We start from the raw sequence: 16585 nt of genomic DNA, 5'->3' as shown, positions 1-16585 counted from the left end.
TTAATTTGAATAGAATTAAGGACAAAACAGTTCATTTAAGGAAAGTCGCATAGTTCATAAAGAATGTTTTAACTTACGTTCTCTTCAGCCAATGTGACAAAATATCTCTCTTTTATGACTTATATGGTTAAAACAAAATTTAAACACTTTCATTCAAAATAATATAAACCAATTCTTTAGTTGGTTTTTGATTTTTCAGTTTTGCTCTGACCACATCAAAAGGTACTTTGAAATCACAGCCTGATTTATAACCGCTGCAGCCATAAGCCGTTTTTCCTTTTAGCACCGTTCCTTTCTTGCATTTCGGACAGGCTAATTCGTCCGGAATGACATTTTTTAAAGCTTTCTTGGCTTCTAATTTGAGTTGGAAATTTTCGTCAAAACGAAGTAAACCTTCCACAGTGCCGGCATCAGTTTTAAAATCTTTTAAGTTTACAGTAGATCCTTTTTGTAGTAATCGCAAATATTGGTTCTCGGATATTTTTTTCTCTGCAAAAGTGTAAGGCAATAGGAACGTGCAACCTGCTTTATAATTGGTACATCCAAAGGAAGATTTTCCTTTGATAAGTGTTCCTTTTCTGCATTTTGGACAGGCTTCCGCCAAAATTCTCGCGGCTTTCTTTTTCTCGACTTTAACAACTTCTTTTTGAATGCTTCCCGCATGCGAGATATTGGCACGTCTGGTTTCACTTCGCACTTCATAGACCAAAGCTTCTACCATGTTTTTCATGTTCTTAATAAACGCAGCAGCTGTAAAAGTTCCTTTTTCAATATCTTTCAACTGCTTTTCCCAAGAGCCGGTGAGTTCAGCTGATTTTACTAAATCATTTTGAATGGTGTCAATAAGCTGAATTCCCGTAGGTGTAGGCAATACTTGTTTTTTGTTCCTAATGATGTATTGGCGTTTAAACAGCGTTTCAATAATATTGGCTCGCGTGGAGGGACGCCCAATACCGTTTTCTTTCATCAATTCGCGTAAATCCTCGTCGTCTACTTGCTTACCTGCAGTTTCCATAGCGCGCAATAAAGTAGCTTCGGTGAACTGATTCGGTGGTTTGGTTTCCTTTTCTAAAAACGAGGGTTCGTGTGGCCCTTTTTCACCTACAACAAAACTCGGTAAAATATCGGCTTCTTTTTCTTTGGCGTTTGGGTCTTCAAAGACTACGCGAAATCCCTTTTTCAGGATTTCTTTTCCCGTCGTTTTGAAGGCTACATCTGCTGCTTTCCCAATAACGGTTGTATTGGCAACCAAACAATCGTCATAAAACACGGCTATAAATCGCTTGGTAATTATGTCATATACTTGCTGCTGATTGTATTGCAAGTTGGATTGAATCCCCGTTGGAATAATCGCATGGTGATCCGTAACTTTTTTATCGTTGAAAACTTTGGGCGATTTTTTTATCTTTATTTCCAAAAGCGGTTGCGTCAACGCAGTATAATTTGTCAAGTTTTTCAGAATCCCAGCCACTTTTGGATAAACATCATTGGGCAAAAACGTCGTATCAACTCTGGGATATGTGACCACTTTTTGTTCGTACAAAGTTTGGACAATTTTGAGCGTTTCATCTGCCGTAAAACCAAATTTGGTATTGCAATACACCTGTAATCCTGTTAAATCAAATAGTTTTGGGGCAAACTCATTGCCATTCTTTTTTTCGACAGAAACTATTTCAAACTCACTTTCCTTGACCTTATTGGCCAAGAGTTCGCCATCTTCTTTTTTCAAAAAGCGTCCTTCTTCATAGCTGAAAAGCGTTTCTCTGTATAAAGTTTGCAACTCCCAATACGGTTGTGGTTTGAAATTCTCGATTTCCTTGAATCGGTCCACAACCATTGCCAATGTTGGGGTTTGCACCCTGCCAATAGACAAAACTTGTTTGTATCCGCCATGTTTTACGGTGTACAAGCGCGTGGCATTCATGCCCAGTAACCAGTCGCCAATGGCTCTAGAAAATCCTGCATAGTATAAATTATCATAGTTGGCAGATGGTTTCAAGTTCTGGAAACCCTCTTTTATGGCTTCGGTGGTCAAGGAAGAAATCCACAAGCGTTGTACCTCACCTTTGTACTTTGCTTCGTTCATCACCCAGCGTTGAATAAGTTCACCCTCTTGCCCGGCATCCCCGCAGTTGATGACCAACTCGGCTTTGTCGAAAAGGCTTTTTATGATTCGGAATTGCTTTTGGATCCCCGAATTCTCGACCACTTTGGTTTCGAATTTGTCGGGAAGCATGGGCAGATTGTTCAAATCCCAACTTTTCCAATGGGGCTTGTAATCGTTAGGTTCTTTTAGTGTGCATAAATGCCCAAAAGTGTAGGTGACCGCATAACCATTGCCTTCATAATATCCGTCATGCTTGGTATTAGCTCCCAAAACGGATGCGATTTCGCGTGCGACACTTGGTTTTTCGGCAATACAGACCTTCATTTTTTCCTACTGATTTAAGGGTGCAAAGTAGGAATTTAGAAATTGGTATTAAAAAGAAATTTTGTGGAGTTATGAACGGTTAGGACGTGCTGTTTATTAGGAGCAGTACGAATGGCGTTTTTTCAAGAACCCATCTTCCTGCTGTCCGCTGTATCCACGCTAAAAAGCGTGGGATGCCGCTTCCATCAGGGCTAAAGATTTCGTTTTGTTTTCATAATAACGAAAAAAAAATATAAAATAGTGAAACAGATTTTTCTAGTAATAGCAGAGATAAGCGTTCCGGTCTTGCAATATTTTATGCATTTATATCTGTTTGTGTGCAAGAGTAGAAAGCTTGTGATAACGAGGTTTTAGTGGGGAAATAGTTGTGTAAATAAATTTAAATTGTGTAATAATTGCTCACTTTTTTTTTATTTTTTTTCGTAATCTATTGATTATCATTTACAAATAAAATTGGAACAAGTGTTGCTAAATCGAACTATATAATTGCTTCTGTCCATTTTAATGAATTGTTTATTTGCATAAGCTGTAAATAAATTGAAAATGAATAAGGCAATTTTAATAAAAATCAATTACCTATAATTTTTAGCAATACAATTATGAAAAATGAAACACGTATTTTAAAACAAACTTATGCTCCTAGTCCTGATATCAGTTCCGTTTTTCGAATTAATTTAAGATCACTAATGATACGATTTAAGAGAAACAGCAGCCTGTCAGCTGTCTCAGTGCTGCTGGGCACTTTTTTACTACTGATAGCTGGAGCATTGCTGGTCTATAATTTGCAATCTGATTTTGAAGCCCTACATCTTGACCGGGTTAATTCTGCGTGGGGACTATCATTTCTGATTTTGACCACCGTACTGTTTTTCTTTTACGGAAGTGTTTTTGTATACAACCTATACCACCACTTCACTTATAAACCTATCGAATCCGTTACGGACGAATTATTGCCTACTTGTACTGTGATTGTTCCTGCTTATAATGAAGGAAAACTGGTTTGGAATACCTTGATCAGCTTAGCTGCAAGTGACTATCCGAAACATAAATTGGAGCTATTTGCCATTGATGATGGTAGTAACGACGATACGTGGTACTGGATGCAGCAAGCTAAATTGAGATTAGGGGATCGTTTATCCATTTATCAGCAACCTAAAAACCGAGGAAAACGTCAGGCATTACATCGTGGATTTGAAATGGGTACCGGAGAAATCTTTGTAACAGTAGATAGTGATTCAATTGTCAAAGTAGATACTTTGCGCAATCTTGTAAGTCCGTTTATCATTAATAAAGAATGTGGTGCTGTTGCCGGAAATGTTCATGTATTGAATAACCAAAAGGCTATTATACCTAAAATGTTAAATGTGAGTTTCGTAATGAGTTTTGAATTCATGCGCTCTGCAGAAAGTAGTTTGGGATCTGTTTTATGTACTCCGGGAGCCGCCGCCGCTTATCGTAAATCGGCAGTGCTTGCTTGTCTTCCGGAATGGATTAACCAAACCTTTATGGGAAACCCATCTGATATTGGCGAGGATCGAGCGATGACGAATATGATCCTAAAACAAGGGTCTCAGGTATTATTTCAAAGCAATGCATTGGTTTTGACTAACGTACCAGAAGAATATACGGGTTTGTATAAAATGTTCATAAGATGGGGCAGAAGTAATGTTCGTGAAAATATTATGATGGCTAAATATGTTTTTAAGAATTTTAGAAAGGGACCAAAATTCGGAACCAGACTTTTGTTCTTAAATCAGTCGCTAAAAATCATAATGGCTATTCCGTTTCTGCTATTTATGGTGTTTCTAATCGTTACGCATCCGGTATTGCTGATTAGTTCTACGCTACTAGGAATATTGATTTTATCCAGTTTTCCGGCTTTATTTTATGCTAAGCGCTATTCGGTAAGGGAGTCTTTTTGGGCCTATTCCTATAGTATTTTTTATACCTTTAGTTTGTTTTGGATATTGCCTTATGCTCTTTTTACCGCTAATAAAAGTGGATGGTTAACACGAGGTTTGTCCCAAAAAAAATAAGTCATTGTTCCGAAATTAAATATAAAACGACTTGAAATATGTAGTAGCTATTTCGAGTTGTTTTTTTTGCTTGATCATTTTTACTTAAGCAATCGGATAAGCGAATCGGTGTTCAAGAGTGAAAGAAAACACTAAAAAACCAAGCTGAAACCACTCCACAAAGAAAGAGGAACAAAATTCTCTTAACAATACTTATAAAATCTTTACGATAAGTACATAATGTTACCGGACGTACAATCGGTTTTCCCGTAAAAGCGGGACAGGCTGCTCAATACAGGTTTTACTGTTCGTACCACGCACGTAATCCTAGCTGTTGTGAGCACAGTCTTCAAAACCGCACTAACGATTGTGGGTGTCTGAGTGATCTGGTTCGTGCTTTTTTGCTGCTTTTGAGTTTGTTCCCTTGCGATTGCGTTACGTGATTGCGTGGAATGAAGCAATCTCATCCTTTTTATCTATTGTTTTATTTGCTTCTCGTTTGTTCTTCCGACACTTCGGAGCTATCTTTTTTTAGATTTACGATAGAGCAAAATTGATTGTTAAGATAATTTTCAATCAAGGTTTCATCTTCCTCACCTTTTTTTTTATTTAACGAGCTACTTTCACCAAAACATTTTACTGCAAATTTTTGTGGATTCATTTCAAATTTAACTATCAAAAAACCCGCAGAAATTACATCAGACATAACATCGCAATGCGGAATATCTTTACTAAAAATGACGGGTATTTTTTTTTCGTTAATAACGTACTTTAAAATATGCATGTTTATTTGGGTTTAATAAATCAAAAATAACAAGCAATATTTAATATTAAAATAATCTGCAATATTTTTTAGTTCGCTTTTGAATTTTTTGAACTAAAATGTATTTTACAGAACTCATATTTTTAAATAAACACTTACATTTTTTAAATAAATACTTATTAAATAAATAATAAAATATTGACTATCAATACTTTAAAATAAAAATCACGAATTTTAAACAGAAGTGGAAATTAATTTTAGAATTAATTTTTTATCTTAGTTCTTTTTTTTATTTTTTGAACTGCTGTTGTTGTTTTTTCACAATTTTCATCAAGATATTATTGTATAATTGCACTCCAAAATTAAAAATTAATGACTTTATTCATTTCAACATCTGTAATTATTTTGTGTATATTGTTGTTGCGCAATAATGTACATAAAAACAAGAATTCTTTATATATCTGTTTTAGTTTAATTTTCATTAGCCTAATCGCTATGTTGCATTATTTTAATTTTACAGAGCCCAATCAATTTTGTTTGGCTGTACTTGCGGTACATATTATACCTTTAGGATATCTAATTGGTCCATTTCTATATTTTTATACCAGAAACACCTTAATTCACACAACTAAATTAAGTAAAACTGATTACTTACATTTTTTGCCATTTGTAATAAGTTTAATTTCTATATTCCCTTATTTTTTTACGGATTTCGATTCTAAACTTAAAATTGCACAAGTTTTATTAGACAGACCACATTACATATCAAAAATTAATACCAGTTGGCTTTATCCAAGCTATATAAATATTCTATTACGACCTATAAACATATTATTGTTTTCTACATATAATTTACTAATGTTATTTGTGTTTTACAAGAAAAACAAAAAAGTATTACTGGATAAAAGACAAGATTATATTGTTTTTAAATGGTTGATAGTAATAAATAGCATAATAGTTTTAATGTCGATCGGATACACTAATTTAACACTAAATTTCCACAACACAACAAATGATTTAACAACAAGTGAGGAAATAATTAATTCAAGATTACTTTTAAATTATATCTTAAGTATGTTGTTTTGTTTAATTCCAATACTGATGCTAGTTTTTCCAGTAATATTGTACGGAGATAATAAACTTACTAATAAAGTAAAATCTAAAGTTGTATTTAATAAAGATGATCATGAATCATTGATAACTACAGCAGCATTAATTTTAGATTTTGTCAAAAAAGAAAAAAATCTACTCAATCCTAATTTTGCTATTACTGATATTAGTAGTGCATTAAACTTAAAGAGTAAAGAGGTATTATATTGCTTTAATGTAATATTGGAAATAAAATTTACAACTCTAAGAAAAGAACTTCGAATTGATTTTGCAAAAAAGGAATTAAGTAGTGACGCATTATTATTCCATTCTATGGAAGGTATTTGGATGAAATCCGGGTTTTCGTCTAGGACTTCATTTTTTGTAGCCTTTAAGGAAGTAACCGGTATGACACCATTAGAATATTTAAAATCCTTAGAAATCTAAATTGAAGAATTAAAACCACTTACATTACATTTTTTAACAATAGAAGAACTGCTACTAGAGACGAAAATTTCCCCAACGGTTTTACAAACTCCGTACACGTATGATTGCTGTCGGAATTATTTTCAAATAAAATGCAAAACCCATCAGATATGGATCACTCATTTACTTTAAGAATTTATTTTTTTGAGCCCTAGCCCTGATAGCAGCGGCATCCTTTTTCTGGCTTTTTTTGTCAGAAAAAGATACAGCGGATAGCAGGAAATAGCTCCTGAAAAAGTTAAAAATAAAATAAGTAATAGCTGTTTTAAGAGCGATGTCAGATCACTTGCGGAAAATGTTTTGGTAGTTGAATTATCTCTAGATTATCGTGTTATATCAATAAGATGATTAGGAATCACATAGGTCATTTGAATTATGAGATTTCTCTTGCCTCGAAATGACAAATAGTTGCTAAAAATATTTAAAAACGAATTTTGGTATGCGAGATCACACGGGTTACGCCAGTTATGAGTTTCCTCGTGCTTCGGAATGACAAATAGCTGCTGAAATAGCAAAAAACGAACCTTGCAAACTGAATACTTTTTTCGTAATTTTGCAGTCTTAACCAAAAGGTGATTTTGATTTAATTAAAAAAATCGTCTTTAGAGGTTATTTCTGCCTCTGGGCAAAATATAAACGAGAAGAAATAAAGGACTAAGAAAATGTTAGATAGACTTCAAATAGTAAAACAACGTTTCGATGAGATTTCGGATTTGATTATTCAGCCGGATGTTATTATGGATCAGAAGCGTTATGTGCAATTGAATCAAGAGTACAAAAGTTTAAAAGCTTTGGCTGAAAAACGCGATGAATATGTTGTTTTGATGGCAAACATCGACGAAGCAAACGAAATAATTGCCGATAACAGTGATGCGGATATGACCGAAATGGCCAAAATGCAATTGGACGAAGCTAAGGAAAGATTGCCGGAACTGGAGGATGAAATCAAGTTTATGTTGATTCCTAAAGATCCCGAAGATGCCAAAAATGTCATGGTGGAGATTCGTGCCGGAACAGGTGGGGATGAAGCGAGTATTTTTGCCGGGGATTTGTTCCGTATGTACACGAAATATTGTGAGAACAGAGGTTGGAGAACGTCGGTGGTCGATATGAATGAGGGAACTTCGGGTGGTTTCAAAGAGGTGATTTTTGAAGTTACCGGTGAGGATGTTTATGGAACCTTGAAGTTTGAAGCGGGTGTTCACCGTGTACAACGGGTACCGCAAACGGAAACGCAAGGACGTGTTCACACATCAGCGGCGACTGTTATGGTATTGCCGGAAGCAGAGGAATTTGATGTGCAAATTGATATGAATGATGTGCGTGTAGATTTCTTTTGTTCGTCAGGACCTGGTGGACAATCCGTAAATACAACTAAATCAGCGGTTCGTTTGACACACATTCCAACTGGATTGGTGGCGCAATGTCAGGATCAGAAATCACAACACAAGAATAAAGATAAAGCTTTTGGTGTTTTGCGTTCCCGTTTGTACGAACAGGAATTAGCCAAAAAACAAGCGGAAGATGCTACAACGCGTACGTCTCAGGTAAGTTCTGGTGACCGTTCTGCGAAAATTCGCACGTATAATTATGCACAAGGCCGTGTAACGGATCACCGTGTAGGTTTGACGTTGTACGATTTAGGAAATATCATGAATGGTGATATTCAGAAAATAGTAGATGAGTTGGCGTTAGTCAACAACATGGAAAAACTGAAAGAAGCCAGCGAAGTATATTAATAACTAAGCCTCATTTATTGAGGCTTTTTTTGGAGCTATTTCCCGCTTTTACCTTTATCTCTTCGTTTCACTGCGAGGATATCGGCTCAATAGGGGCTAAAAACGGATAGTAGTAAAATAATATTGTAATCTTTGCTAAAAACTTTGCGAACTTTGCGTTTAAACACACAATAATGACTACACAACAACTTATTGACCAAATCAGAAGCAAGAAATCATTCCTAACAGTAGGACTCGATATCGATTTGACTAAAATTCCACAGCATCTACTAGAATTGGAAGATCCCATTTTCGAATTCAATAAAGCGATAATCGATGCAACGCATGATTTGGCTGTGGCTTATAAACCAAATGTTGCGTTTTATGAAGCGTATGGTTTGAAAGGATGGACGTCTCTACAAAAAACAATCGATTACATCAACTCAACGTATCCGGATATTTTTACTATTGCCGATGCCAAACGTGGTGATATTGGTAATACGTCTGCCATGTATGCCAAAGCTTTTTTTGAAGATTTGAATTTTGACAGTATTACCGTTGCTCCTTATATGGGAAAAGATTCAGTGGAGCCTTTTCTGGCTTTCAAAAATAAACATACGATTATGTTGGCTTTGACTTCTAACGAAGGTGCTTTTGATTTTCAGATTTTAAACTTAAACGGAAAAGAATTGTACAAACAAGTTTTGGAAGTATCTAAAAACTGGAAAAACAGCGAAAACCTGATGTATGTTGTGGGTGCAACAAAAGCCGAATATTTCACTGAAATTCGCAAAATTGTTCCTGACAGTTTCTTGCTTGTTCCCGGAGTAGGAGCACAAGGCGGAAGTCTGGCTGAAGTTTGCAAATATGGAATGAATGCAGATGTTGGGTTACTGATCAATTCTTCCAGAGCGATTATTTATGCTTCAAACGGAACTAATTTTGTCGAAAAAGCAAGAGCTGAAGCGTTGAAAATGCAACAGGAAATGGAGGAAATTATGAGTTTGAAGTTTAACGTTTAACGTTATTGGGTTTTTATAAAACATTTTGAATTAAATCATTCTTCATTTTAAACCATTAAGAAATTAAGTCTTATTACCCTTGCGCTAAGATTTGAATCAAAAATTTTACCTCTAAACTTTTTACGCCTTAATTTTTCTAAATTTCTAAATGGTTTAAAAATATAATTTTTGATTAGATTTACTAAACATTAAACATTAAACTTGAGACAAAAAACTTTAATCGATCAAATCGGAATAATACATTCTTTTGAAACTTCGCCAAAACGCATTATATCATTGGTTCCCTCACAAACGGAATTACTCTCTGATTTAGGTTTGGAAGACCGAATCATCGGAATTACCAAATTCTGCGTGCATCCGTATCATTTTAAGTCTACCAAGAAAATCGTTGGCGGAACCAAAAAGGTGCATTTTGAAAAAATCAGATTGTTGAAACCCGATATCATCATTTGTAACAAAGAGGAAAACACACAGGAGATTGTGGAAGAGTTGCGTAACATTTGTCCGGTTTGGGTAACAAATATCATTACAATCGAAGATAATTTTCAGATGATTACTGACTTTGGTCAGCTCTTTAATTGTAGGACCGAAGCCCAGAAATGGAACGATAAATTGGCTTTTGCCCTGAGCGATTTTAAAAACTTTATAAAAGATAAGCCGCAACAAAAGGTAGCATATTTTATTTGGAAAAATCCTTTTATGGTTGCCGGTTCTAATAATTTTATCAATGAATTACTGAAAATAAACCATTTTCAAAACATATATGCAGGTCATGCCGAGACTTCTGGACGTTACCCCGAAATTGAACTCAAAAAAATGCGTTTGGAAGGGGACCCAGATTTGGTTTTTCTTTCATCAGAGCCGTATCCTTTCAAAGAGGAAGATGCTTTCGAAATAGGAAGGCACACACACCACGCAAAAACGGTATTTGTAGATGGTGAAATGTTTTCTTGGTATGGAAGCCGATTGCTAAAAGCGTTTGACTATTTTAAAAAAATGCATCAAAAACTATAATTCGCATTCCTCTAAAATCAATTTTTCTGTTGTTACGATCGATTTAGCAGAAGACTTTTCGATAAGGAAATTTAGTTCTGATAATTTTTGGTACTCTTTTTTAAGCTCTTCTATTTCACTTTTCTCTTTCAATAATCCTTTCATGGGTGTAATTTTTGTGCAAACTTACGTTTTACAATCGCAAAAGAAGCATTATTATTTGTTAAGATTGGGATTTAAAATTAATGTGCTATTTTTACAAAAAAAAGACGTGATCAATTATACCATTTATGAAAATAAAAACAGCGACCAATGGGTAACTTTTGTTCACGGTGCTGGTGGGAGTTCGTCTATATGGTTTAAACAAATACGGGATTTTAAGAAACAGCATAACGTTTTATTATTGGATTTACGCGGTCACGGGGAATCAAAACCTACGCTGAAAACTGCTTTCAAACAAAAATATACTTTTTCGGCTTTGGCCAATGATATTTTGGAAGTCTTAGATTTTCTCACAATCAAAAAATCACATTTTGTTGGCATTTCATTGGGTACCATTCTCATCAGACAATTGGCTGAAATGTATCCGGAACGAGTTCAAAGTATGATTCTTGGTGGTGCGATATTGAAAATGAATTTCCGTTCCCAAGTATTGATGCGATTGGGTAATTTGTTTAAATATGTACTGCCTTATTTGGTTCTATATCAGTTTTTTGCCTTTGTCATCATGCCGAAAAAAAGTCACAAACAATCTCGGGTTCTTTTTATCAATGAGGCCAAGAAATTATACCAAAAAGAATTTATCAAATGGTTTAAACTCACCGCCGAAATAAATCCGGTGCTCAAATGGTTCCGTCAGGTTGAGTTAAACATTCCAACGCTTTATGTGATGGGTGAAGAGGATTATATGTTTTTACCATCAGTTAAAAAAGTGGTCGAAAATCATTATAAATCGTCTACGTTGTTTGTAATACAAAACTGTGGACATGTAGTCAATGTGGAACAGCCTAATGTTTTTAACGATGCTGTTCTCTCTTTTATAAACACTGCTAAATAAAAATTGCCTGCATGAAAAATGCAGGCAATTCTTTAACTAACCAAAACCAAAATAATAAATAACCAGTTTATTACCCTACAAAGATCACACTTACAGAGGCGTTTTGCTGTTAAGATTTTGTTATTACTTTGTTGTATATACGTTAAGTTTTTTACTTTATTTCAATGCATACTTTTTGGTCACTCGGCAGCAAGTGACACAATGGACTGTCTTAGGTTTTAATTTTGGAGTTATCTTTTTGTTTTAAGACCGAGGTTTTAAAGGGTAATGAGCCTATAAAAACACGATCGTTTTATTGTCATAAACTATTGTTTTTCTCTCGGCATGCAGTTTTATGGCTCTTGCCAAAACCGTACGTTCCAGATCACGTCCTTTCATGATGAAATTTTCAATAGAATGACTGTGCGTAACTCGGGTAATATCCTGCTCGATAATTGGACCTTCATCCAATTCCTCAGTCACATAATGACTGGTGGTGCCTATGATTTTTACACCTCTCTTGAAAGCTGAGTGATAGGGTTTTGCTCCGGGAAACGCAGGGAGAAAGGAATGATGAATGTTGATGATTTGATTCGGGTATTGCGCAATTAATTTAGGGGTGATAATCTGCATGTAGCGAGCCAAAACAATAAAGTCAATAGTATACTGCTTCAGTAAATCCAGTTGTTTTTGCTCGCCTTCGGCTTTCGTATCTGTGGTAAAAGGTACATAATGAAACGGAATATTAAAACGATCTGCTACGGGTTTTAAATCCTTGTGGTTACTTATTATCAAAGGAATTTCAAGTGGCAATTCACCAGCGCTGTGGCGTCCTAAAATATCATACAAACAATGGTCGTATTTTGAAACAAATAATGCCATTTTTGGTTTTTCATCTTGGGTGTACATTGCCCAGGTCATATTAAACGGTGAAGCCAACTTTGTTTGAAAATCATTTTTAATAGCTTCAATATTCCAATTTTTGAAAGTGAATTCACATTCTAAACGCATGAAAAACACATTCTCATTGGCATCAACGTGTTGGTCAAGGTAAATTATATTGCCATCAATGGAGGCAATATAATTTGTAACTGAAGCAATAATTGCTTTTTGATCTTTGCAATGGATTAGGATTGTAATTTTTTGCATTAGCATTCTGTTTTTAGCTTTGTTTTTTAGTAATAATTAATGTTTTTCAAAACTAAAGGTATTTGTGCTTATAAAAAAGTTAGATAGCGTTGTTTTATGTTTAAAAAAAACAGCCCGATTTTAATCTATTTGTTGTCCTGCATGGCGAAAATTTTATTATTTATTAATAACCAACAGTAACAACGGATAATTTTTAAAATAAAATTGTAAATTGCAGTCTTAAATTATCATATTCATAAAATGGAACAACAAAAACCATATATCCCTAACAATAAAGTAAGAATTGTTACCGCAGCTGCGCTTTTTGACGGTCACGATGCTGCAATCAATATTATGCGTAGAATCATTCAGTCTACAGGCGTTGAGGTAATCCATTTGGGGCACGATCGCAGTGTGGAAGAAGTGGTCAACACCGCGATTCAGGAAGATGCGAATGCTATTGCAATAACTTCCTATCAAGGTGGACACAACGAATATTTCAAATACATGTATGACTTGCTTCAGGAAAAAGGAGCAGGGCAAATCAAGATATTTGGCGGGGGAGGAGGAGTAATCCTGCCTACTGAAATTGCCGAATTGCAAGCGTACGGAATCACCCGTATTTATGCGCCGGATGACGGTCGCGCGATGGGATTACAGGGAATGATAAACGATTTAGTACAACAATCTGATTATCCTGTTGGCGATAAACTGACGGATGAAATCAAATATTTGGAAGAAAAAAATCCTAAAGCAATTGCCAGAATTATTTCATCAGCAGAAAATTTTCCTAATGTTGCGGCTAAAACTTTGGAAGCCATCCAAAAAAAGAACAAGGGTTGTAAAACTCCAGTTCTTGGAATCACAGGAACCGGTGGATCAGGAAAATCCTCTTTAGTGGATGAATTAGTACGTCGTTTTCTGATTGATTTTCCGGAAAAAACAATCGGATTAATCTCTGTGGATCCATCCAAACGGAAAACGGGTGGCGCACTATTAGGTGATAGAATCCGAATGAACGCCATCAATAATCCTCGTGTTTATATGCGTTCTTTGGCCACACGCCAATCAAATCTGGCTTTATCTAAATATGTTGCCGATGCAATCCAAGTGATTAAAGCGGCAAATTATGACATTATAATCCTGGAAACCTCAGGTATAGGACAATCCGATACAGAAATCATGGATCACTCTGATGTATCCTTATATGTAATGACACCGGAATTTGGTGCGGCAACGCAATTGGAAAAAATCGACATGCTTGATTTTGCTGATTTGGTAGCGATAAACAAATTTGATAAACGCGGATCTCTGGATGCATTGAGGGACGTGAAAAAACAATACCAACGCAACCATAATTTATGGGATGCGAATTTAGATTCACTTCCGGTTTTTGGGACGATTGCTTCGCAGTTTAACGATCCGGGAATGAATACGCTGTACAAAGCGATAATGGATAAAGTCCATGAAAAAACGAATTCTGATTTGAAATCAACATTCCAAATCACTCGTGAAATGAGCGAGAAGATTTTCGTTATTCCGCCACACAGAACCCGTTATTTATCTGAAATTGCCGAAAGTAACCGAAAATACGATGATACAGCGGTTAGCCAAGAAGAAGTTGCCCAGAAATTATACGGAATTTTTAAAACGATTGAAACTGTAGCCAAGAAAATACCTGAAATAAACAAAGCAGGAATTAATGACGATTCAGTTTTGCCAACAGCTTTAGAATTTGAAAAACCGGGTGCTGCCGAGGATAAAATATTTTTGAATCTTTTACTGAATCAATTTGATAAATTAAAAATGGATTTGGATCCGTACAACTGGGAAATCATTTTGACTTGGGACGAGAAAGTAAACAAGTACAAGAATCCGGTGTATACGTTCAAAGTTCGGGATAGAGAAATCAAAATGGCTACGCATACCGAGTCCCTTTCCCATTCTCAAATCCCGAAAATTGCATTGCCAAAGTACAAAGCGTGGGGTGATATTTTACGTTGGTGTTTGCAGGAAAATGTTCCTGGAGAATTTCCTTTTACCGCTGGATTGTATCCTTTCAAACGTGAAGGAGAAGATCCTTCCCGTATGTTTGCCGGAGAAGGCGGACCGGAAAGAACGAACAAACGTTTTCATTATGTAAGTGCGGGATTACCGGCAAAACGATTATCAACTGCTTTTGACAGCGTAACTTTATACGGAAATGATCCACATGTACGTCCTGATATTTACGGGAAAATAGGTAATGCCGGAGTTTCGATTTGTTGTTTGGATGATGCCAAGAAATTATATTCTGGTTTTGATTTGGTTCATGCCATGACTTCGGTGAGTATGACAATTAATGGGCCGGCACCTATGTTATTAGGGTTTTTTATGAATGCAGCGATTGACCAACAATGTGAGTTTTACATCAAAGAAAATGGCCTTGAAAAAGAAGTTGAAACAAAAATTAACAAAATATATGCAGTAAAAGGAGTTGAAAGACCACATTATCAAGGGGATTTGCCTCAAGGGAATAATGGTTTAGGATTGATGCTTTTGGGCGTTACCGGAGATCAGGTTTTGTCTTTGGAAGTGTATGACGAAATTAAAGCAAGAACCTTGTCGCAAGTTCGGGGAACTGTTCAAGCTGATATTCTAAAAGAAGATCAGGCGCAAAATACCTGCATTTTCTCTACTGAATTTGCGTTGCGATTAATGGGTGACGTACAGGAATATTTTATTACTAAGAATGTAAGGAACTTTTATTCAGTTTCTATTTCAGGGTATCATATTGCCGAAGCGGGAGCAAATCCAATTACACAATTGGCTTTCACGCTTTCTAATGGGTTCACTTATGTAGAATATTATTTGAGTCGTGGTATGAATATTAACGATTTTGGACCCAACTTATCCTTCTTTTTTTCGAATGGTGTAGATCCTGAATATGCGGTTATTGGTCGTGTGGCACGTAAAATTTGGGCGAAAGCCATGAAAAATAAATATGGCGCAAACGAGCGTGCTCAAATGTTGAAATATCATATTCAGACTTCTGGACGTTCTTTGCACGCACAGGAAATTGATTTCAATGATATTCGCACTACTTTGCAAGCGTTATATGCCATTTACGACAACTGTAATTCCTTGCATACCAATGCGTATGATGAAGCCATTACAACACCTACAGAAGAATCTGTGCGTCGTGCGATGGCAATTCAGTTGATTATCAATAAAGAATTAGGACTGGCCAAAAATGAAAATCCAATTCAAGGTGCTTTCATTATTGAAGAGCTAACGGATTTAGTCGAAGCGGCAGTTTTATTAGAATTTGACCGTATTACAGAACGTGGTGGCGTGCTTGGAGCTATGGAAACCATGTACCAAAGAAGTAAAATTCAAGAAGAAAGTTTGTATTATGAGACTTTGAAACATACAGGTGAATTCCCAATCATTGGTGTGAATACGTTTTTGAGTTCTAAAGGTTCTCCAACGGTAATTCCAGCCGAAGTAATTCGTGCCACAGAGGAAGAAAAACAATACCAAATTGATATGTTGAACCATTTGCACCAATCGAATCAGGATGTAGTGAATGCGCATCTCAATACGCTTCAGGAAGCAGCCATTAAAAACGAAAACTTATTTGAGCATTTATTGGAAGCGACCAAGGTTTGTTCCTTGGGACAAATAACAGCTGCTTTATTTGAAGTAGGTGGACAATACAGAAGAAATATGTAAGCAGAGAACCACTTTTTGCATCGCAAAAAGTGTGTGAATCGCTTATCCCGCTTTTGGGCGGGCGTGATCTAATTTTTTTTTAAAAGACCTTACAGTAATGAGAGGTCTTTTTTTGTTCATGTAATTATTGCGACTTTATTACATTTATTCTAAAGTAGCTGTTGGGTGTAATCCAATGCGTTTAATTTTT

At 35.7% G+C, this 16585-nt stretch carries 11 protein-coding genes; 7 read left to right on the top strand and 4 right to left on the bottom strand.

Annotated elements, in window-relative coordinates; genetic code table 11:
• Positions 1-139: 139 nt before the first annotated feature.
• Positions 140-2431, bottom strand: a complete 2292-nt coding sequence (locus EKM00_RS07695) for a DNA topoisomerase 3 (RefSeq protein ID WP_126515790.1) — start codon at positions 2429-2431, stop codon at positions 140-142.
• 599 nt (positions 2432-3030) lie between these two features.
• Between EKM00_RS07695 and EKM00_RS07690 the strand changes: the two genes are divergently transcribed.
• Positions 3031-4467, top strand: a complete 1437-nt coding sequence (locus EKM00_RS07690) for a glycosyltransferase (RefSeq protein ID WP_126515789.1) — start codon at positions 3031-3033, stop codon at positions 4465-4467.
• 463 nt (positions 4468-4930) lie between these two features.
• Here the strand turns inward: EKM00_RS07690 and EKM00_RS07685 are convergent, their stop codons facing one another.
• Positions 4931-5230 (bottom strand): hypothetical protein, encoded by a 300-nt coding sequence (locus tag EKM00_RS07685; protein WP_126515788.1) that lies wholly within the window; start codon positions 5228-5230, stop codon positions 4931-4933.
• A 351-nt stretch (positions 5231-5581) separates the two neighbouring features.
• Between EKM00_RS07685 and EKM00_RS07680 the strand changes: the two genes are divergently transcribed.
• From EKM00_RS07680 to EKM00_RS07665, 4 genes are all read left to right on the top strand, one after another.
• Positions 5582-6745, top strand: a complete 1164-nt coding sequence (locus EKM00_RS07680; RefSeq protein ID WP_126515787.1) for a helix-turn-helix domain-containing protein — start codon at positions 5582-5584, stop codon at positions 6743-6745.
• A 701-nt stretch (positions 6746-7446) separates the two neighbouring features.
• Positions 7447-8523, top strand: a complete 1077-nt coding sequence (gene prfA, locus EKM00_RS07675; RefSeq protein WP_126454063.1) for a peptide chain release factor 1 — start codon at positions 7447-7449, stop codon at positions 8521-8523.
• 173 nt (positions 8524-8696) lie between these two features.
• On the top strand, positions 8697-9524 hold the full coding sequence (pyrF, locus tag EKM00_RS07670; protein WP_126454062.1) for an orotidine-5'-phosphate decarboxylase: 828 nt from the start codon (positions 8697-8699) through the stop codon (positions 9522-9524).
• A 201-nt stretch (positions 9525-9725) separates the two neighbouring features.
• Positions 9726-10538 carry an ABC transporter substrate-binding protein gene (locus EKM00_RS07665; RefSeq protein ID WP_199734623.1) on the top strand — a complete coding sequence of 271 codons (813 nt, stop codon included), beginning with the start codon at positions 9726-9728 and terminating at the stop codon, positions 10536-10538.
• Here the strand turns inward: EKM00_RS07665 and EKM00_RS14800 are convergent.
• A complete protein-coding gene (locus EKM00_RS14800; RefSeq protein ID WP_199734621.1) occupies positions 10533-10682 on the bottom strand; it encodes a hypothetical protein in 150 nt (49 codons plus the stop codon). The genes EKM00_RS07665 and EKM00_RS14800 overlap by 6 nt on opposite strands.
• Before the next feature lie 106 nt (positions 10683-10788).
• On the opposite strand from EKM00_RS14800, the gene EKM00_RS07660 reads away from it, so the two are divergent.
• On the top strand, positions 10789-11574 hold the full coding sequence (locus EKM00_RS07660; RefSeq protein ID WP_126454115.1) for an alpha/beta fold hydrolase: 786 nt from the start codon (positions 10789-10791) through the stop codon (positions 11572-11574).
• 273 nt (positions 11575-11847) lie between these two features.
• Here the strand turns inward: EKM00_RS07660 and purU are convergent, their stop codons facing one another.
• The gene (gene purU, locus EKM00_RS07655; RefSeq protein WP_126515786.1) at positions 11848-12702 is read right to left on the bottom strand and encodes a formyltetrahydrofolate deformylase; all 855 of its coding nucleotides are present in this window, start codon (positions 12700-12702) and stop codon (positions 11848-11850) included.
• A 240-nt stretch (positions 12703-12942) separates the two neighbouring features.
• Between purU and EKM00_RS07650 the strand changes: the two genes are divergently transcribed.
• Positions 12943-16395, top strand: a complete 3453-nt coding sequence (locus EKM00_RS07650; protein WP_126515785.1) for a methylmalonyl-CoA mutase family protein — start codon at positions 12943-12945, stop codon at positions 16393-16395.
• Positions 16396-16585 lie beyond the last annotated feature (190 nt).

Origin of the sequence: Flavobacterium sp. RSP15 (assembly GCF_003968755.1) — a bacterium.
Taxonomy (GTDB): domain Bacteria; phylum Bacteroidota; class Bacteroidia; order Flavobacteriales; family Flavobacteriaceae; genus Flavobacterium.
This window is presented reverse-complemented; position numbering and strand designations above follow the sequence as displayed.